Below are 19046 nucleotides of genomic sequence, written 5' to 3' on the forward strand. Positions count from 1 at the left end.
TGCTAGGGGCATCAAGAGACCTGCGCGGGTGGGACACCCACCGGACGGCCTGCCTCCAGCCGGGACTTCAGTTCGAACGACATCGTCTTGCCCGCGACCCGCCGCGCCCGGTTGGCCGCGGCGAGCTTGCCCGCGGGCAGTGCGGGCTCCGGCTCGGCGTGCAGGAAGTAATGCAGGATCACCCCGTCCAGCGAGGGCTCCAGCCACACCTCCATGGTTCCGGTCAGCGCGCCGGTCAGCGCCCAGCGGATTCCCTTGTCGCCCCGGTCTTCCCGGACCTCCAAGGTCAGATCCGGCCACCAGCGGCGCCAATTGTTCGGCCCCGCCAGCAGCTCGGCGACGGCGGCTCCCGGCGCCGCGACGAAAGTCTGATCTGCGACCTGGATACTGCTCACTCCGCTGAGCGTAATGGATCCGACGCGGATCACCGCAGCAGCTGTCGCAGGCGCGCGCCCAGGCTGTCCCAGCGCCACTGCTGCTCGACGAACGCGCGACCCGCGACGCCCATCCGGGCAGCGGCATCCCGATCGGAGAGGATTTCCACCAGCGCGTCGGCGATCTGCTGCACCGAGCGGCCGTCCACCACACGACCGGTCTTACCCTCGATGACGGTTTCCGGCGCACCGCCGGAATTGCCCGCCACCACCGGAACACCAGATGCGGACGCCTCCAGGTAGACGATGCCCAGACCCTCGACGTCCAGACCCGCGCCCCTGGTCCGGCACGGCATCGCGAACACATCGGCCACTGTGTGATGCGCGGCCAATTCGCCGGACGGAACTCGGCCGGTGAACACCACGTCGTCGGTGACGCCCGCTGCGACCGCCAGCGTGCGCAGCTTCTCCTCGAAGGGACCACCGCCCGCGATCACCAGCACCGCGCCCTTCACCCGCTCACGGATATCGCGCATCGCGAGAATCAGCGCGTCCTGCCCCTTACGGGGAACCAGCCGGGACAGGCACAGGATCGTCGGGCGGTCGTCCAGGCCGTAACGGTCGCGCAGTTCCGCGCGCGCCGCCGGGTCCGGACGGAACACCTCGGAGTCCACGCCGGGCGGCAGATACTCCAGCGCCGCATTCGGCCCGAACGCGGAGGCGAACCGTCTACGGGTGTAGCGACTGATGTAAGTGACAACGTCGGTGTGCTCACCGATAGCTCGCAAGGCCTGCCTCGCACCGGGCAGCATCGACCAGCCGACCTCATGGCCATGTGTGCTGGCGACGATGCGCTCGGCCCCTGCGCGGCGCAGCGCAGGCGACATCAGCGCGAGCGGCGCCGCAGCGCCGAACCACACCGTGTCGCACTGCTCGCTGCGTAGTAGACGCGCGGCGCGGCGAAGCACGAGCGGAGTCGGCAGCATCAGCGTGGTGGGGTGGCGGACCACCTGGAACTTTTGCTTGGCATCGAACTTCAGATGACTGTCGCCGCGCCAGCGCGGGGCGTAGACCACCAGGTCGTCGGGCGGCAACTCCCCGGCCAACGCCTGCAGGTAGGACTGGATACCGCCCGGCCGTGGCGGGAAATCATTGGTAACCAGGAGAGTTCGGGCCATGCGCAACAAAATACTGTGTTTGTTTTGCCGCGCCTGCGGCGCGGCGTGTTCGCGGCCCCCTGATGGCTCGCGTCCGACAGGCAATGCCCGGTCTCGCTGCGCTCGGAATCGGGGGTTGGGCCGATGTGACCGCGTTGGGTGGGGACAGCAGCACCGGGTGTTTGCGGCTGCTGCAGCGGATAGTGGACGAGCGGCCGCTGCTGGCGACTTCGTCGCGGACGCGGTGGCCGCTCGGACGCGAGCCGGGCCGCGAACGGGGGAATGCCAGGTCTCGCAATCACCCACTCAACCGCCACACGCAGCGAATTTTCCTCACCCACGGCGCAGCAGAGCTCCTGGCGGCTGTGTCGCGCTTCGGCCGCTTGGACGCAAGGCCTCAGGTCGGCGGGTCAGTTGTTCCGGCGTGAAGCCAGGAGCGCCAGTCGGTGATGAAGTCGGCGCGGGTGGTGCCGAGAACTTCGCGCAGGATGCGGTCTTCGGCGGTGGTGTCCTGCTTGGCCGCGGCGATTCGGTGGTAGAGCTGTACCAGGTGGGGCTGATCGTACTTTTCGGCGACGAAGGCGCAGACGGACCAGGCCTTTTCATAGGCGAAGGCGGCGTAGGGGCCGGAGAATTCGGCGTCGGCCGGGAGGTCCTGCGGAAGATCGCCGGCGCTGGCGTGCGCGGTGAGGGTGGGAGCGACCTCGGCGAAGCGATGACCCCGGCCGTGGTAGGCGGTGTAGTCGGCGAATCCCTCCAGCATCCACAGAGGTGCGCCGTCGACGGTCTGAGCGCGGGCCGCGACGTGGGTGAGTTCATGGCGCAACAGGGTCGTGAGACCTTCAGAATCCAGGCGTCGGCCCGTGTCGGGGCCGAAGACGACCCGTTGGCCGGTGGGTCGGGTACCCGGCGTGACCGGGTCGGCGACCGACACAGCGGCGACCTCAGAGGACAAGAGGCTGCCCGCGCGAACCAGGGCGGCGAATTCCGAGGGGGAGGATGCGACAACCACCAGCGCGGATTGTGCCCAGTCCGGGCCCCATACGTCGGTAACCGCGGTGGTGGCGCCGGCGAGTTCGCGCTCCAGGATGTCGATTTCGATCCGCTGGGCAGGATGGCCGACAACCAGGGACTGCTGTCCGTCGCCGGTCGGCACCGGGAGGGCGACAACCGGTCCGAACGGTTCGACGATGCGGCGCACTTCGGCCAGCCGCGGATCAGCGGCCGCGACCTGCCCCACGGTGTCGGTCGTGGCCGGATGCGCCGCCCGCAGCTTCGGCAGCGACGAGTTCGGCAGCATGAGCAGCGCGACGCAGACCACGGTCAGCAGCACCACCATCCCGACGGTGAGACAGAATTCGAATCGCCGCCGCGCCGACCACCAGTCGCGCAGCCGCCGCATGCCACTCACGACTCGCTGTGTGGTGCGTCGCGTCGACTGCCCGGCTCAATGAGAACTGCGCCTCGCTGACGCTCGGCTCCGTCGTGACCGAGCGATGCTCGGCTGTGCCCACGGTTCACTCGCTGACGCTCGCTCACGACTGCGCCTCGCTGACGCTCGGCTCCGTCGTGACCGAGCGATGCTCGGCTGTGCCCACGGTTCACTCGCTGACGCTCGCTCACGGCATCTAGTATCGCCGAGCCGAATGGAATGGTGTCGAGCTCATTGGCGCTACGGCGACCGGGACGCCGAAGGTGGAGGCGTGCAGCATGAGGCCGTTGCCCGCGTAGATGCCGACGTGCGAGATGTCGGAGTAGAAGAATACGACGTCGCCGGGCTGCAGATCCTTCTCGGCGACAGGTGTGCCAAAGGCAGCCTGCTGGGAGCTGGTGCGCGGCACGTTCTTTCCGACTTGTTTGAACGCCCATTGGACGAGGCCGGAGCAGTCGAACTGGCTCGGGCCGGTGGCGCCCCAGACATAGGGGTCGCCGACACGGGTGAGCCCGGCGGCCAGCGCGCTGGTGCCACTGCCGGGGACGAGGCCCTGCAACAACGTGTCGCGGTCGAAACCGGGGGGGAACGGCGAGCCGGCCAGTGCCGACTTGTCCTTGGTGGACAGCGCGCCCCACGCCTGCACCACCTGGGCGATGGCGCCGCCCAGGTCGCTGCGCTTGCGTTCCAGATCGACGCGCACCGCGTCGGCCTTCTCGGCGGCCGCGTGGGCGGCGTCGGCGGCGGAACGGGCGGTCGTTTCGGCCGCGTGGGCGGCGTCGGTGGCTTTCTTGTAATGGTCGAGCTGCTCGGAGGTTTGCGCGGACAGCACGTCCAGCGTGGACATCTGGTCGAGCAGCTGCTGGGGGGAGTCACTGACCAGCACCGCGAACAGCCGGTTGGTGCGTGCGCCCTGATAGGCGGCGATCGCGGTGCGGTCGACGACAGGCTGATACCTGCGTACCTCGTCGCGGGCGCGGTTGACCATGTCGGTGCTGGCGTCGAGCTTGGCGTCGGCGTCGCGCTGGACGGCGAGCTTCGCGTCGAGGTCGGCCTGCGCGCCGAGGGCCTGCTGGTTGAGCTGCTCGGATTGGTGAGACAGGTCGATCATCTGCTGGACGGCGTCGGTGGCCGTCGCGGGTAGTGCGACCGGATCCGCTCCGGCAGGACCGCCACCGCAGAGGGCGGTGGCCAGGGCCCCTGCCGCAAGGGTGGCTGCCGCCAGACGTTTCGTGCGATGTCCCCGGTGATGTCCAGCCACAGCCCGCGGTGCCCCGTTCTCTCGTGAAGCGATCTCTCGTGAAACCGACGCAGAGCCTTTCGTCGATGCCGGAGGTTTGCGATGCTCGACCCCGGGGTAATCGAGGGAAGGTCTCGGTTAGATTACGGAACGGCGCAGGTCGATGTCCAGTAGAGAACGAAACGATCACACGCCCGTCCTGGCTCCCGGGGCGCTACGCAAGGCCCGATCAGCGGTTTCTCAGTAACGACGGGCGCCGGCTACGGGCATCGAGGAGATCGGCGCGACCTGCACAGGCGTTCCGGAGGTGGACGCGTGCACGATGTTGCCGTCACCGGCGTACAGGCCGGAGTGACCGCCGCCGTAGAACGAGACCACGTCACCTCGCTGCAGGTCGTCGAGCGACACCGGGGCACCTGAGGCGAGCTGCGCGCCGCTGGTGCGCGGCAGCTCCATGCCCGCCTGTCGGTAGGACCACTGCACCAGGCCGGAGCAGTCGAATGCGTCGGGGCCCGCGGCGCCGTAGACGTACGGGGCGCCGACCTTGCTCATGGCGGCGTCGAGGGCGACCTCACCGGCCGACGTCTTGGGGGCGAAGAACGGGAGCGGAGCCGGAGCCGGCAGCTGAAGGCCCGGGATCCCCTGAGGAATCTGGATCTCGTTCGGGACCTCGATGGTTCCCACGCCGGGGATGGTCACCGGCTGGGCCGACGCGGGGGTGGCGGGCAAAAGAAACGCGCCGATGGTGGCAGCGCCGACGGCCCCGGCGGCAACGGCACGCTGAGCCTGTCGCTTGACGGTGTTGGTCGTCATGATGCGGTACTCCCAATCTGCCTCACGACGCCGCACCCGGTGGTGCCGCGGACTTCGTCGGGGCCGCACCGACTCGGTGCGACGGACTCCGTGAGGTCTCGAAAAGATTACGAACGCATCACGGTGGTTTGTAAAGCCATCGGAATCCGAAACGCGGACGATCGCCTTATTTCGCGGCTAATTGGTGTGAGATATGTCCCAGCAATCACGGAAAGATAACGACAGTGCGATATCGGAAAGTGGTCGTGTCGCCACTTTGGTGGCGACCCGGCGGGAGCGGCTGCCGTTCGGTGTCGCGCCATTTACTATTTCCGCAGTTCAATGCCGCATATTCGATGGCAACTGCGGGGTGGTCGCCCGCTCGGGCGCCGGTGCGCCGCAACCGCCTTCTGCAGTAGGGGGAGGCTGCACGTGCGCAGCTGTACACGCCCGGGCATCTGATACATATTTATCTACAATGTGATCTGTATCACTTTGCAGCATCTCTAGATCATTTAGCGGGTAACTGGGTGAAATCACCATGGAGTAATTCGACATTTCACGGTGTCCATCGTGTGCCTGTTCCTGTCGTACCGGGGCTCTACGCTGCACGCCGTGTCCGACCCCGCGCCGCGCAAGGCCACCGCACAGCAGTTGGCGTTCGACGATCTCGACACACCGCTCTACAGCACCACCTTCGTGGTCGTGGACCTGGAGACCACCGGGACCAGCCCCGGCGCCGATGGCATCACCGAGATCGGAGCGGTGAAGGTGCGCGGTGGCGAGGTGCTAGGCGAGTTCGCGACGTTGGTCAACCCGGGACGCGAGATTCCGCCCGCGGTCGTACACGTCACAGGTATCACCACCGCGATGGTCTACGCCGCGCCCCGGATCGAGGCAATCCTGCCCGGCTTCCTGGAGTTCGCCGCGGGGGCCGTACTCGTCGCGCACAACGCGCGGTTCGATATGGCGTTCTTGCGCGCCGCCGCGGCTCAGTGCGACACTCCCTGGCCCGTCGCGCAGGTGTTGTGCACGGTGAAGCTGGCCCGGCGGGTGCTCGGCCGCGACGAGGCGCCCTCGGTACGGCTGAGTTCGTTGGCCCGGTTGCTCGGCGCCACCACTCAGCCGACCCACCGTGCCTTGGACGACGCCCGCGCGACTGTCGACGTGCTGCACGCGCTGATCGGCCGCGTCGGCAACCAGGGTGTGCACAGCCTCACCGAGTTGCTCGACTATCTCCCCGGCGTCACCCCCCAGCAGCGCTCCAAGCGCTTCCTCGCCGGTGGTCTACCCGCGGCCCCTGGTGTGTACCTGTTTCGCGGCCCTTCCGACGAAGTCCTCTATATAGGGACGGCGGTGAACCTGCGCCGTCGCGTCCGCAACTATTTCACCGGTTCGGAGACCAGGGGGCGGATGAAAGAGATGGTGTCGCTGGCGGTTCGGGTCGACCACGTCGTATGCGCGCACGCGCTCGAGGCGGGGGTGCGGGAGCTGCGACTGCTGATCGCGCACACCCCGCCGTACAACCGGAAGTCGAAGTTCCCGAAGCGGGCGTGGTGGCTCACCTTGACCGACGAGCCATTTCCCCGGTTTTCGGTGGTCCGGGATCCGAACCGGGATGCGCTGGGGCCGTTCACCTCTCGTAACGAGGCCACGGAGCTCGGGGTGACCGTCGCCGAGTTCACCGGTCTGCGCACCTGCACAACGCGGCTGTCTCGGCGCGGGGTCCACGACTGCCCGCCCGCGCTCGTCGGTGGGTGCCCGGCGGGCTCGGAGGGGAGGTGGCTCGATGCGGCGGAATACGCTCCCGCCGCCGCGGCGGTGCGCGCGTTGTTCGCCGGGCGTTCCGACGCACCGCTGCGGTCTGTCCTCGATCGCCTCGATCGCCATTCGGACGCGGAGCTTTTCGAGGCGGCTGCGCGCTTGCGGGACCGCGTCGTCACGGTGGTGCGCGCGCTGCACCGCACCCAGCGGCTCGCAGTGGTGGCGCGCGTCGCCGAGCTGATCGCGGCGCATCCGGACGGCAACGGCGGTTGGGAGTTCGCCGTCATCCGCTACGGACGCCTTGCGGGTTCCGGTACCGCACCGCGTGGCGTTCCGCCGATGCCGCTTGTGGAGCAGATTGTTGCCACCGCTGAAACAGTTGTTCCCACGGGGGATTTCGTCAATGTCGAGCTCGACGAGGCGTCTGCTCGCCGCGCCACGCAGCCTTCCGCGGGGATCACCGGACTCGGGCAGGTCTCGGCGCCCAGCTCGCCCGCGAATGCTCCTCCGCTGCGCGGCGCCGCACCGGAAGAAGTGGCCTTGATCGTGCGCTGGCTGGCGCGGCCGGGGGTGCGGATCGTGCGCACCACCGAGGGGTACCACGAGGAGATGTACAGCGCGGCGCGGTGGCTGGGCTGGGCCGCACTTGCCGACGCGGCGCGTGCCCAACCCAGCGAGCAGGCCTACCTCGACCGCTTAGGCTGAGCACCATGATTACCGCGATCGTCTTGATTCACGCCGATAACGGCCGCATCCCCGAGACCGCGCAGGCGGTCGCGGACACCGAGGGCGTCACCGAGGTCTACTCATGCGCGGGTGACGTGGACCTGATCGCGCTCGTGCGGGTGCGCGACCACGAGCAGATCGCCGAGGTGGTGACCGATCGGATCGACAAGACCCCTGGCGTTTTGCGTACCACGACCCACATCGCGTTCAAGTCCTACTCGCGTGCCGAGGTGGAGGCGGGCTTCTCGCTCGGGGAATAGTCCCACCGGCGGATCAGTTGTCGAGCCGCACGCTCTCGGCCGGAAAGAAGGTGTGCTCGTCCGATGCGGTACGGCGGCCACATTGCCAGAGCGTTCGGGGCGAGTCGTAGTGACGAGGCTGGCTGGACACCGATGCGAGAGGAGGGCGAGGTCTCAGCTATCGCCGAGCGTCTGTGTCAGCTTCACCCAGCGATCGAGCAGGGCGGCCGACTTGCCGGTGTCGATCGCCTCGGCGGCGCGTTCCATCCCTGCGGCGAGCGCGGCGTGCAGGTCCGCCTCGTAGGTGCCTGCGCCACGGGACCAGTCGTAGGCCACGATCGCGGCAGCCGAGTTCAGCAGCACGGCATCGCGGACCGCGCCGCTGCGGCCCGCGAGCACGTCGCGGGCGACGCCCGCGTTCACCTCGGCATCGCCGCCGCGCAGCGCGTCCAGCTCGACGCGGGGGATACCGATGCGGGCAGGGTCGATAGTCGTCTCGCGGATCTGTCCGCCGGAGACCACCCAAGCGGTGGTGGTGTCGGAGGTGGTGATCTCGTCCAGCCCGTCGTTACCCCGGACCACCAGCGCGCTCGCGCCGCGTTCGGCGAACACGCCCGCGATCACCGGGAGCAGCTCGGCGAACGCGCAGCCGACCAGCCCGGCCCGCGGCTGCGCCGGGTTGGTGAGTGGGCCGAGCACGTTGAACACGGTGGGGATGCCGATCTGGCTGCGCGCCGCGCCCGCGAATCGCAGGGCGGGATGGAACACCGGCGCGAAACAGAACCCGATGCCGACCTCCCGCACGCAGCGCGCTACCGCCTCCGGTCCGAGCGCGAGTCGCACACCCAGGGCCTCCAGCACGTCGGCGCCGCCGCTCTTCGACGATGCAGCCCGGTTGCCGTGCTTGACCACGGGAATCCCGGCCGAGGCGACGACGATCGAGGACATCGTGGAGATGTTCACCGAGCCGGAGCGGTCGCCCCCGGTCCCGACGATGTCGACCGCGTCGCCCTCGATGTGCACCAGGCGGGCGTGCTCGAGCATGCCCGTGGCCAGGCCGGTCAGCTCCGTGGGCGTCGGGCCCTTGATCTTCATGGCGACGCCGAACGCGGCGATCTGTGCGGTGGTGGCGTTGTCGGACATGATCTCGTTCATCGCCCATGCCGTGTCGTCCGCGGCCAGGTCGCCACCGTCGGCGAGGGTTCCGAGCACCTGGGGCCAGCTGCGCACGCTCATTCCACATCTCCCGTCACACTGGTTCGCGCACCAGTTTGTCGGGAAGCAGCCTAGTCCGCGACCGGTTATGGGCGGGGGTTCGGTTGCAGAGCGTCCCAGCCGTCGGTGGTCCCGTCGTAACGTTGGGCGAGACCGGCCATGCGCGAGCGCTCCTGCGCGCAGTGCAGCGCGTCGAGCAGTTGGACTCGCTGCAGGATCAGCGTCTCGAGTTCGTCGGTGCCCGGCCCGCCGACCTGCGGCGCGGGCGCGTATCCGTCTTGGGCGGCGATCACGCAGACGGTCTCGACGTGCCGGGGTGGGATGCGCAGATGGTGCCGCAACACCGCAGGTGCGTCCGACGCCAGCGCGGTCGCTCGCTCCAGCGCTGCCGAACACGCCTCCGCGTCGTCGAAACTGGACGCCACCACCACCAGATCGGCCTGGTTCGGGTCCAGTGTCGCTGGCTTGCCTCGCCCGAAGATCCGCCGCCACGGTCGTGGTCCCACAGGTGCCTCCATCTCAGCTTTTCCTTACTCTCACCTGCCATGCTGGCGATGCGTCCGTCCGGCCGCGACCCGGCGATGTACGCCGATGCCTGGTCGAGAGCCTGTCTGTCCGTGCGTTTTCCGACAAGGAGCGGCCAGTTTCGCACCCGGCTACTCCTGTCGTACTACGACGAGTCATACTTACCCCCGTGACGACCGCAGTAGGGACCCCAGGATCGGCCATTACCCAGCGTGTGCACTCGCTGAACCGGCCCAACATGGTCAGCGTCGGTACCATCATCTGGCTGTCGAGCGAGCTGATGTTCTTCGCAGGCCTGTTCGCGATGTATTTTGTCGCGCGCGCGCAGGCGAACGGAAACTGGCCGCCGGAACCGACCGAGCTGAACCTGAAGCTCGCCGTGCCGGTCACAGCCGTGCTGGTCGCGTCGTCCTTCACCTGCCAGATGGGCGTGTTCGCCGCGGAGCGGGGCGACGTGTTCGGCCTGCGTCGCTGGTATGTCATCACGCTGATCATGGGCGCGTTCTTCGTCGGTGGCCAAGGCTACGAGTACATGAACCTGGTCCACGAGGGCACCTCGATCGCCGGCAGCGCCTACGGGTCGGTGTTCTACATCACCACCGGCTTCCACGGTCTCCACGTCATCGGTGGTCTGATCGCATTCGTGTTCCTGCTGCTCCGCACCAAGGTCAGTAAGTTCACTCCCGCGCAGGCCACCGCGGCGATCGTCGTCTCGTACTACTGGCACTTCGTCGACATCGTGTGGATCGGGCTGTTCGCCACGATCTACTTCGTCCGCTGAGCCGGGCGAGACCCAGCAAGCTTCTGCACAAGTCGGTTCCGTCTACTCCAAAGGGACACAGATGAGTTCATCTCCCCCGTCAGCGCCAGAGCCCGCGAGCCCCGGGAACGGCGAGGCCAGCAAGACGCGCAGGCAGCGCCGCGTTCGCCGTCGCATCGCGGGCGGGCTTGCGTTGCTGGTGGGCCTCGTCGGAGCCGGCTTTCTGGCATCGGCGCTGACGCCGGACCCACAGCGCGCGACCGCGAAGGAGGACCAGTCCGCGCTGATCCGCGAGGGCCAGCAGCTCTACGACACCTCCTGCATCACCTGCCACGGCGCGAACCTGCAGGGTGTGACGGACCGCGGTCCCAGCCTGATCGGCGTCGGCGAGGCGGCCGTCTACTTCCAGGTGTCCTCCGGACGCATGCCGATGGCCCGTAACGAGGCCCAGGCGCAGCGCAAGCCACCGAAGTTCGACGCGCACCAGACCGACGCACTGAGCGCGTACGTGGCGGCCAACGGCGGCGGCCCGACCGTCATCCGCGACGCGAACGGTGAAATCGCGCAGGAATCGCTGCGTGGCCCGGACGTCGCCCGTGGCTCCGAGCTGTTCCGGATGAACTGCGCGTCCTGCCACAACTTCACCGGACGCGGCGGTGCGCTGTCCTCCGGTAAATTCGCGCCGCCGCTGGAGCCCGCCAGCGAGCAGCAGATCTACGCCGCGATGCTCACCGGTCCACAGAACATGCCGAAGTTCTCCGACCGTCAGCTGAGCCCGGAGGAGAAGCGCGACATCGTTGCCTACGTAAAAAACGCGACCGAGGAGCACAGCCCAGGCGGTTGGGATCTGGGCGGTTTCGGTCCCGCGACCGAGGGTCTGGCCATCTGGGTGGTCGGCATCACCCTCGTCGTCGGCGCCGCGATGTGGATCGGATCGAGGTCATGAGCGAGCGCAGCGAGCGAATCGTCGGCACAGCGCGCTTCGCGCATGCTGGAGCCGAGCGCAGCGAGGTGGAGGCATGAGCGAGCGAACAATGAACACAGCCGAGTTCTCGGTCATGGCGGAGCCGAGCGTTAGCGAGGTGGAGGCATGAGCGAAAAGGAGCGAGACGACATGGGTCGGCCGGATGAGGGCCACGACGCTGAGCCGTCGAACGAGCAGTCGGCGCACGCCACTCCGGCGGAGCCGACCGAGGCGGAACTGGACGCGATGTCGCGCGACGAGCTGGTCGCGCTCGGTACCGCGCGCGACGGTGTAGATGTCGCCTACCGGCGAGAGCGCTTCCCGATCCCGGGCACCCGTGCGGAGAAGCGCGCCGAGCGTGCGGTGACCTTCTGGTTCGCCGTCTCCGGCATCGCGGCGGCCGTGCTGGTCGGCGTGTTCCTCTTCTGGCCGTGGGAGTTCAAGGGCAAGGAAGAAGAGGGCCACGGGCTCTACTCCCTGTTCACCCCGCTGGTCGGGCTCAGCTTCGGTATCTCGGTGCTGGTCATCGGCGTCGCGGTGGTGCTGATCCGCAAGCTGTTCATCCCGGCGGAGCTGTCCATCCAGGACCGGCATGACGGTCCATCGCCCGAGGTCGAGCGGCGGACCCTGGTCGCTGAGCTGCAAGACGCACTGGACACCTCGACCCTTGGTCGCCGCAAGATGATCACCCGCACCGCGGGCGCCGGCGTGGGCGTGCTGGGCATCGGCGCGCTGCTGGTATTCGTCGGTGGCATGATCAAGAACCCGTGGGCCAAGGGCGATAAGTCGCCGCTGTGGGTCTCGGGCTGGACGCCGGACTACCCGGGCGAGACCGTCTTCATCCGCCGCGACACCGGTCGCCCGGAGGATATCGTTCTGGTGCGTCCCGAGGATCTGGACGCGGGCGCCATGGAAACGGTGTTCCCTTGGAAGGAGAAGTGGCGTGGCGACGAGCACGCGACTCTGCAGTCGCTGCGCGGTATCCGCAACGCCGTCATGCTGATCCGCCTGCGTACCGAAGACGCGCAGAAGGCGATCAAGCGCAAGGGTCAGGAGAGCTTCAACTACGGCGACTACTTCGCCTACTCGAAGATCTGCACCCACCTCGGCTGCCCGACCTCGCTGTTCGAACAGCAGACCAACAAGATCCTCTGCCCCTGCCACCAGTCGCAGTTCTCGGCGACCGAATGGGGTAAGCCGGTCTTCGGTCCCGCCGCTCGCGCACTTCCGCAGCTGCCGATCACCGTCAACGCTGAGGGCTTCCTGGTCGCCAACGGCGACTTCATCGAGCCGCTCGGCCCGGCCTACTGGGAGCGTCGCTCATGAGTCCTTCTGTGGCAGCCCAAGCCAACGAGGCGGACGAACGGTATGTCGCCGCCGCGTTTCTGAAGCGGTCGATCAACAAGGTCTTCCCGACCCATTGGTCGTTCCTGCTGGGTGAGATCGCGCTCTACAGCTTCATCATCTTGTTGCTGTCGGGTGTGTATCTCACCTTGTTCTTCGATCCGTCGATGAGCGAGGTGGTCTACAACGGGGCCTACCAGCCGCTGCGTGGCGTGACCATGTCGCGCGCATACGAGACCGCGTTGGACATCACCTTCGAGGTGCGTGGTGGTCTGTTCGTCCGCCAGGTCCACCATTGGGCCGCGCTGCTGTTCGCGGCGTCGATCATCATCCATCTGTTCCGCATCTTCTTCACCGGCGCGTTCCGCAAGCCGCGGGAGGCGAACTGGGTGATCGGATCGCTGTTGTTGATCTTGGCGATGTTCGAGGGGTTCTTCGGCTACTCGCTGCCGGATGATCTGCTGTCCGGCACCGGTCTGCGTGCGGCGTTCGGCGGTATCACGATGAGTATTCCGATCATCGGCACATGGATGCATTGGCTGATCTTCGGCGGTGACTTCCCGGGCGAGATCATCATCCCGCGCCTCTACATCGCGCATGTGCTGCTGTTCCCTGGCATCATCCTGGCGTTGATCGCCGCGCATGTGGCGCTGGTCTGGTACCAGAAGCACACCCAGTTCCCCGGGCCTGGACGCACCGAGAACAATGTGGTCGGCGCCCGTATCGTGCCGGTGTTCGCCGCGGATCAGGGTGCGTTCTTCGCCTTCACCCTCGGAATCGTCGGCATCATGGGCGGGGTGTTGCAGATCAATCCGATCTGGAACCTCGGCCCGTACAACCCGTCGCAGGTGTCGGCGGGATCGCAGCCGGACTTCTACATGATGTGGACCGACGGTCTGGCGCGTCTGATGCCGCCATGGGAGCTGTATCTGGGTCGCTACACGGTGCCCGCCGTGTTCTGGGTCGCGTTGATCATGGGGTTGGTGTTCACCGTGTTGATCGCCTACCCATGGATCGAGAAACGGCTCACCGGCGACACCAGCGCGCACCACAACCTGCTGCAGCGTCCCCGCGACGTGCCGGTGCGCACCGCCATCGGCGCCATGTCCATCGCGTTCTACGTGGTACTCACGCTCTCGTGCGTCAACGACATTGTCGCGCTGAAGTTCGACATCTCGCTGAACGCGACAACCTGGATCGGCCGCATCGGCCTGCTGATCGCGCCGCCGATCGCATACTTCCTTACCTACCGGTTCTGCATCGGCCTGCAGCGCAGTGATCGTGCGGTGCTCGAGCACGGCATCGAGACCGGCGTGATCAAGCGTCTTCCGCACGGCGAGTACATCGAGGTGCACCAGCCGCTCGGCCCGGTCGACGAGCACGGCCATCCGATTCCGCTGGAGTATCAGGGTGCCCCGGTGCCGAAGAAGATGAGCAAGTTGGGTGCGGCGGGCAAGCCGGGCACGGGTAGCTTCCTGCGCGCGGACCCGTGGCAGGAGAGCGAGAAGCACTTCGAGATCGAACACGAGGAAGAGCACAGGCAGCTGAAGGTGCTGCAGAAGGCTCAGGAGAAGGCGAACGGCAACGGCCACTGACTCGCCTGCGCACGACGGCCCCGAGTCGAAACCGACTCGGGGCCGTCGCGTATCACGATGTGGGTGTCACAGGCGTGGCGCCGAGCGGCGGGCCGCCTCGATGGCCTCGAACTTGGCCAGATTGTGCCGGGCGTCAGCCAGCGCGTCGTGCGCGTCCGGGGGGACCGGCGGGAGTTCGGGACGGCCGTGCGCCTCCCAGTGCTGACGCAGCTCGTTGGTATAGCGCGGCAGCGCGGTGGGAAGGTCGACCATGGAACCCCACAGCTGGCACAGCGCCACGTGGTCGTAGGCCGCGACCCAGGCCCACAGCTCCGGCTGGATGCTCGGTCGTGGCAGCAGGAACTCGTACAGGTCGTCGCGGATCTGCTGCCTGCTGCGCCAGAGCGGCGACGACGGCGGAGGTAGCTGCGGCAGAACGTATTTGCGTACCCATGGGCCAGCGCGACCCGGATCGAATGCGGTGGACACGGCGTAGTACTCCCGGCCGTCCTCGCAGACGAAGCCGATGGAGATCAGATCGATGGTCCTACCATCCTCGATGAATTCGCAGTCATAGAAATACCTCAAGCAAGCTGCCTCTCTGATATTTTGCCGGCAAGAATTCGGCGGCACGCGGACGGCATGGCGACCGACGGTCGCTCTCCAGATCGGTGCACGGCACGATGCGTCACCTTACGTCGGGTCCATCGGTGGTTACCACACATGGGTACGGAATCACTCCACCCTCGGGTGGGGTGATTCCAGCCCTGGTACTGGGTACCTCTCCGATCCGGACGGTCCGTATTCTGGGACCTGTGAACTGGACCGTCGACGTACCCATCGATCGCCTACCGGAACTGCCGCCGCTGCCCGCTGAGCTGCGCAGGCGGTTGGACGACACGCTGGCACGCACCGCGCTGCAGCAGCCGTCCTGGGATCCGGAGCAGGCGGCCCAGATGCGGACCGTGCTGGAGAGCGTGCCGCCGATCTGCGTGCCCGCCGAGGTGGAGGAGCTGCGCGAGCAGCTGGCCCAGGTCGCCCGTGGCGAGGCATTCCTCATGCAGGGCGGTGACTGCGCGGAGACGTTCGCCGACAACACCGAGCCGCACATCCGCGGCAACATCCGCACCCTGCTGCAGATGGCAGTCGTGCTCACCTACGGCGCGAGCCTGCCGGTGGTGAAAGTGGCCCGCATCGCAGGGCAGTACGCCAAGCCGCGTTCCTCGGACATCGACGCCCTCGGCCTCAGGTCCTACCGCGGCGACATGGTGAACTCGCTGGCCGCCGACGCGGCGATGCGCGAGCACGACCCGTCGCGCCTGGTCCGCGCCTACGCCAACGCGAGCGCCGCGATGAATCTGGTTCGCGCGCTCACCGGCGCCGGCATGGCCGACCTGCACAAGGTCCACGACTGGAACCGCGACTTCGTAGCCAAGTCGCCCGCGGGCGCGCGCTACGAGGCGCTGGCCGCGGAGATCGACCGCGGCCTGGCCTTTATGACCGCCTGCCGGGTGACCGATCCGAGTCTGAAGTCGGCCCGCATTTACGCAAGCCACGAGGCACTCGTGCTCGACTACGAGCGCGCGATGCTGCGCCTGAGCGAGAACGCGATCGGTGAGCCGGTGCTCTACGACCTGTCCGCGCACTTCCTGTGGATCGGTGAGCGCACCCGCCAACTAGACGGTGCGCACATCGCGTTCGCGGAGCTGATAGCCAACCCGATCGGTCTGAAGATCGGCCCGACCACCACGCCGGAGCAGGCGGTGGAGTACGTCGAGCGGCTGGACCCGAACAACGAGCCGGGCAGGCTGACCATCGTGTCCCGGATGGGCAACACCAAGGTGCGCGACGTGCTGCCGCCCATCATCGAGAAGGTGCAGGCCACCGGCCACCAGGTGATCTGGCAGTGCGACCCGATGCACGGCAACACCCACGAGGCCTCCACCGGCTTCAAGACCCGTCACTTCGACCGCATCGTCGACGAGGTGCAGGGCTTCTTCGAGGTGCACCACGCGCTGGGCACGCATCCCGGCGGCATGCACATCGAGCTCACCGGCGAAGACGTCACCGAATGCCTCGGAGGCGCCCAGGACATCTCCGACCTGGATCTCTCCGGCCGCTACGAGACCGCCTGCGACCCACGCCTGAACACCCAGCAGTCCCTGGAGCTGGCCTTCCTCGTCGCGGAGATGCTGCGCTGAGCCGTGGTCGGCGCACCGGTCGCATCCGATGAACAGAGGTTCGCGCCCTGTATCGGCAGGTCCCTTTCGTGGCCGCGGCGTCCGCCGGTCTGCGGGGCGACGTGCGTCCCGCGTCAGCGGCCATGCCGTTCCGGCTGTCCGACCTTGGTTGTGCCCGGTATCGACGGATCAGGGGAGCGCGACCAGAGAGACGGTGCTGCCCGCCTCGAGGTTGGCGCCGATAGCGGGTGCCTGCGAGATCACCACCGACGAATCCGACCGCGCGAGCTGGCTGACCTGCACCTGCAATCCCATACCTTCCAGACGGGAACGAGCATCGCCGACGCTCGTGCCGAGCACACTTGGCATCTTCAGCGCGTTGGAGACGAGCAGGGCGACGCCGTCGCCCGACTGCACCGTCGTCCCCGCCGCGGGATCGGTGCCGATAACGTGATCGGCCTCGACCGTGCGATCGAACTGACTCCGGTTCTCGCGCACGGTGATTCCGGACGCCGTGAGCATCTTCACCGCTTCCGCGGTGGGGCGGCCACGCACGTCGGGCACGCGCACCGGCTTCGACCCTTTGCTGCGGAACACCTTCACCTGCGCGCCGAGCGGGAGCACGGTCCCCGGCTTCGGATCGAGTCTGGCGAGGGTGCCTTTGGGGGCGGTGTTGGATTCCTCACCGGCGTCGATCGGCTGTAGCCCGGCATCTCGGATCAACTGGTTGACCTTCGACACCTCGTCACCCGGTTGGATATCCGGAACCCTGGGTTTGCCGTTGGAGACCAGGACCGCGACCGTCGACCCCTTGGTGACTTTCGACCCCGCCGACGGATCACTGCCGACCACGCCGCCGACGGGGATCGTGTCCGACGCCTTCTGCCGTATCTCGGTGTCGAAACCGGCGTCCCGGAGTGCGGCAACCGCCTTGTCGGTGTCCAGCCCGGCGACCGGCGGGACCGCCGAGTAACGGCCGATGCCGAGCCACCACCCGCCGATACCTACCAGCAGCGTGAGGATCGTGACGATCGCCACCCACAGCCACACCATGCGGCGCGACTTGCCGAGTTCGTTGCCGTAAGCCGAATACGGCGGCACGGGATGTGCTTGGCGCACCGGCTGCGGCTGGTCGTAGCCGTCCGGCCGACCATAGTCGAGTCGGGGCCGCTGCGCGGTAACCACTTTTGTGTGCTGCACGGGCCGCGGTGTGTACGGCTCGAACGCATGCGCCCCGGCCGGCTGACCATCCGGCGGCACGGCCCGGTAGCTGGCGCTGAGATGCTCGGCGGACTCCTGCGGCGCGGGCACCCGGTAGGCAGGCAGTTGCAACTCCGCGCCGATGTGCCGCAACGCGGCGGCCATCTCGTTCGCGTCGGCGAACCGGTGCGCGGGCTCGCGCGCGGTGGCCTTGGCGACCAGCTCGTCGAACTCCGGCGGTACTCCGGCGATGAATCGGCTCGGGCTCGGCACGTCGTTCTCGATACGCTGGTAGGCCACCGACAGCGAGGTGTCGCCCGTGAACGGGACCTGGCCGGTGAGCATTTCGAAGATCAGCAGACCGAACGAGTACACGTCGCTGCGTGAATCGGCGGTGCCGCTGGTGACCTGCTCCGGGGACAGGTAGGCGGCGGTGCCCAGAATGACGCTCGCCGAGGTGGTATTGGCCGCCGCGACCGCGCGTACCAAGCCGAAGTCGGCGATTTTCACCTCTCCCGCATCGGAGATCAGCACATTCTCCGGCTTGACGTCGCGATGCACCAGCCCGGCGGAGTGCGCGACACCGATCGCCGCGAGCACCGGTTCGGCGACGGCGCGCACCGCGTGCGGCGGCATCGGCCCGCGTTCGCGCAGCAGCTCGCGCAGCGTGCCACCCTCGACCAACTCCATGATCAGGAAGGGGTGGTCGCCGTCGATGCCCTGGTCGTACACCGCGACCAGCGAAGAATGCTTGAGTTTGGCGACGGCGCGCGCCTCGAACTCGAAGCGTGACAGGAACTGGGGATCGCCCGCGAACTTCGGGTCCATCACCTTGATGGCGACCGGGCGGTCCAGGCGGGTGTCGACCCCACGGAACACCATCGACATTCCGCCGCGGGCGATCGGCGCATCAATCCGATAGCGCCCTTCCAGCATCTGGCCGATCAAGTGATGTCCTCCGGCTTTCGCAAAGCTCTCACCCCTCGCGTACCTGCGACAAGCGATCAGCCGCCCCGTGCGGCACTCACGATGGTATCGACCTAACCGCCCTGGGTGTCTCACGACGGGCGACCAGGAACCGTCTACCGTTGTCCGGGTGAGTGCATTCCCCTGCAGTGATGACGTCCTTCCGCAGTCGGTGGCCTTGGTGCCGCTGCCCGAGGTGGCCGACCGACTCGGACTCGTGGTGACCCGGGTGCATCAGATGCTGCGTGACCACCAGCTCATCGCCGTCCGCAGAGGCGGCGTGGCGGGCGTCCCCGAGCGATTCTTCGACGACACCGGCGCGGTGGTGAAGCCGCTGCCCGGCCTGATCACTGTGATGCGCGACGCCAAGTACACCGACGAGGAGATCCTGGAATGGATCTTCACCGAGGACGAAAGCCTGCCGGGCAAGCCGATCGATGCCCTACACGGCCCTCTCGCCAGGGAAGTGCTGCGACGGGCGGCGGCCGACCCGTTCTGAGTCTTTGGCCGCGCGGGCGCGGCGTGTTCGCGGCCCCCTTGTGGCTCGCGTCCGAGCGACCGCCGCTTCCGCGACGAAGTCGCCAGCGGCGGTCG

General features: G+C 67.6%; 17 protein-coding genes. 8 read left to right on the plus strand and 9 right to left on the minus strand.

The features are described 5' to 3' along the window. Window positions 1-11: 11 nt before the first annotated feature. The 5 genes from AB0H00_RS28765 to AB0H00_RS28785 all read right to left on the minus strand — a co-directional run bounded on the left by AB0H00_RS28765 (window position 12) and on the right by AB0H00_RS28785 (window position 5016). A complete protein-coding gene (locus AB0H00_RS28765; RefSeq protein WP_357272395.1) occupies window positions 12-395 on the minus strand; it encodes a polyketide cyclase / dehydrase and lipid transport in 384 nt (127 codons plus the stop codon). A gap of 29 nt (window positions 396-424) precedes the next feature. Beyond that, a complete protein-coding gene (locus AB0H00_RS28770; protein WP_357272397.1) occupies window positions 425-1552 on the minus strand; it encodes a glycosyltransferase family 4 protein in 1128 nt (375 codons plus the stop codon). A 376-nt stretch (window positions 1553-1928) separates the two neighbouring features. Beyond that, window positions 1929-2933, minus strand: a complete 1005-nt coding sequence (locus AB0H00_RS28775) for a hypothetical protein (RefSeq protein ID WP_357272435.1) — start codon at window positions 2931-2933, stop codon at window positions 1929-1931. 226 nt (window positions 2934-3159) lie between these two features. Next, complete coding sequence (locus AB0H00_RS28780) at window positions 3160-4224, minus strand: NlpC/P60 family protein (RefSeq protein ID WP_357272399.1); 1065 nt, start codon at window positions 4222-4224, stop codon at window positions 3160-3162. Between the two features lie 219 nt (window positions 4225-4443). Further along, on the minus strand, window positions 4444-5016 hold the full coding sequence (locus AB0H00_RS28785) for a C40 family peptidase (protein ID WP_357272401.1): 573 nt from the start codon (window positions 5014-5016) through the stop codon (window positions 4444-4446). A 594-nt stretch (window positions 5017-5610) separates the two neighbouring features. Between AB0H00_RS28785 and AB0H00_RS28790 the strand changes: the two genes are divergently transcribed. Both AB0H00_RS28790 and AB0H00_RS28795 read left to right on the plus strand, forming a co-directional pair. Next, the gene (locus AB0H00_RS28790; RefSeq protein WP_357272403.1) at window positions 5611-7464 is read left to right on the plus strand and encodes a DEDD exonuclease domain-containing protein; all 1854 of its coding nucleotides are present in this window, start codon (window positions 5611-5613) and stop codon (window positions 7462-7464) included. Window positions 7465-7469: 5 nt separating this feature from the next. Continuing rightward, window positions 7470-7745: an Lrp/AsnC ligand binding domain-containing protein gene (locus tag AB0H00_RS28795; RefSeq protein ID WP_357272405.1), complete on the plus strand. Its 276-nt coding sequence runs from the start codon at window positions 7470-7472 to the stop codon at window positions 7743-7745. A 153-nt stretch (window positions 7746-7898) separates the two neighbouring features. On the opposite strand, the gene trpD is transcribed toward AB0H00_RS28795, so the two are convergent. Beyond that, the gene (gene trpD / locus AB0H00_RS28800) at window positions 7899-8960 is read right to left on the minus strand and encodes an anthranilate phosphoribosyltransferase (protein WP_357272408.1); all 1062 of its coding nucleotides are present in this window, start codon (window positions 8958-8960) and stop codon (window positions 7899-7901) included. A gap of 65 nt (window positions 8961-9025) precedes the next feature. After that, window positions 9026-9457, minus strand: a complete 432-nt coding sequence (locus AB0H00_RS28805; RefSeq protein WP_357272410.1) for a hypothetical protein — start codon at window positions 9455-9457, stop codon at window positions 9026-9028. Window positions 9458-9633: 176 nt separating this feature from the next. Here AB0H00_RS28805 and AB0H00_RS28810 point away from each other — a divergent pair, with 176 nt between their 5' ends. The 4 genes from AB0H00_RS28810 (at window position 9634) to AB0H00_RS28825 (ending at window position 14127) form a co-directional block, all read left to right on the plus strand. Continuing rightward, entirely contained in the window at window positions 9634-10245 is a 612-nt protein-coding gene (locus tag AB0H00_RS28810; protein WP_357272412.1) for a heme-copper oxidase subunit III, read from the plus strand. A gap of 61 nt (window positions 10246-10306) precedes the next feature. Then, a complete protein-coding gene (locus tag AB0H00_RS28815; RefSeq protein WP_357272413.1) occupies window positions 10307-11170 on the plus strand; it encodes a cytochrome c in 864 nt (287 codons plus the stop codon). Between the two features lie 168 nt (window positions 11171-11338). Next, the gene (locus tag AB0H00_RS28820; RefSeq protein ID WP_357272437.1) at window positions 11339-12514 is read left to right on the plus strand and encodes a ubiquinol-cytochrome c reductase iron-sulfur subunit; all 1176 of its coding nucleotides are present in this window, start codon (window positions 11339-11341) and stop codon (window positions 12512-12514) included. Continuing rightward, window positions 12511-14127, plus strand: a complete 1617-nt coding sequence (locus AB0H00_RS28825; RefSeq protein WP_357272415.1) for a cytochrome bc complex cytochrome b subunit — start codon at window positions 12511-12513, stop codon at window positions 14125-14127. The genes AB0H00_RS28820 and AB0H00_RS28825 overlap by 4 nt, the downstream gene beginning before the upstream one ends. Window positions 14128-14193: 66 nt before the next feature. On the opposite strand, the gene AB0H00_RS28830 is transcribed toward AB0H00_RS28825, so the two are convergent. Further along, on the minus strand, window positions 14194-14694 hold the full coding sequence (locus tag AB0H00_RS28830; RefSeq protein WP_357272418.1) for a polyadenylate-specific 3'-exoribonuclease AS: 501 nt from the start codon (window positions 14692-14694) through the stop codon (window positions 14194-14196). Window positions 14695-14921: 227 nt separating this feature from the next. On the opposite strand from AB0H00_RS28830, the gene AB0H00_RS28835 reads away from it, so the two are divergent. Then, window positions 14922-16307, plus strand: a complete 1386-nt coding sequence (locus tag AB0H00_RS28835) for a class II 3-deoxy-7-phosphoheptulonate synthase (protein WP_357272420.1) — start codon at window positions 14922-14924, stop codon at window positions 16305-16307. A 168-nt stretch (window positions 16308-16475) separates the two neighbouring features. Here the strand turns inward: AB0H00_RS28835 and pknB are convergent, their stop codons facing one another. Further along, complete coding sequence (gene pknB, locus AB0H00_RS28840) at window positions 16476-18434, minus strand: Stk1 family PASTA domain-containing Ser/Thr kinase (protein ID WP_357272422.1); 1959 nt, start codon at window positions 18432-18434, stop codon at window positions 16476-16478. Window positions 18435-18582: 148 nt separating this feature from the next. On the opposite strand from pknB, the gene AB0H00_RS28845 reads away from it, so the two are divergent. Further along, the gene (locus AB0H00_RS28845) at window positions 18583-18951 is read left to right on the plus strand and encodes an Rv2175c family DNA-binding protein (protein WP_357272424.1); all 369 of its coding nucleotides are present in this window, start codon (window positions 18583-18585) and stop codon (window positions 18949-18951) included. Window positions 18952-19046 lie beyond the last annotated feature (95 nt).

The organism is Nocardia sp. NPDC023852, assembly GCF_040639505.1.
Taxonomy (GTDB): Bacteria; Actinomycetota; Actinomycetes; order Mycobacteriales; family Mycobacteriaceae; genus Nocardia.

Bases quoted from the DNA above. Each gene is read 5' to 3' on its own strand.
- AB0H00_RS28770 (WP_357272397.1), bottom strand. From the start codon at position 1,552: ATGGCCCGAACTCTCCTGGTTACCAATGATTTCCCGCCACGGCCGGGC.
- AB0H00_RS28785 (WP_357272401.1), bottom strand. From the start codon at position 5,016: ATGACGACCAACACCGTCAAGCGACAGGCTCAGCGTGCCGTTGCCGCC.
- AB0H00_RS28795 (WP_357272405.1), top strand. From the start codon at position 7,470: ATGATTACCGCGATCGTCTTGATTCACGCCGATAACGGCCGCATCCCC.
- AB0H00_RS28825 (WP_357272415.1), top strand. From the start codon at position 12,511: ATGAGTCCTTCTGTGGCAGCCCAAGCCAACGAGGCGGACGAACGGTAT.
- AB0H00_RS28815 (WP_357272413.1), top strand. From the start codon at position 10,307: ATGAGTTCATCTCCCCCGTCAGCGCCAGAGCCCGCGAGCCCCGGGAAC.
- AB0H00_RS28805 (WP_357272410.1), bottom strand. From the start codon at position 9,457: ATGGAGGCACCTGTGGGACCACGACCGTGGCGGCGGATCTTCGGGCGA.
- AB0H00_RS28820 (WP_357272437.1), top strand. From the start codon at position 11,339: ATGGGTCGGCCGGATGAGGGCCACGACGCTGAGCCGTCGAACGAGCAG.
- AB0H00_RS28775 (WP_357272435.1), bottom strand. From the start codon at position 2,933: ATGCGGCGGCTGCGCGACTGGTGGTCGGCGCGGCGGCGATTCGAATTC.
- trpD (WP_357272408.1), bottom strand. From the start codon at position 8,960: ATGAGCGTGCGCAGCTGGCCCCAGGTGCTCGGAACCCTCGCCGACGGT.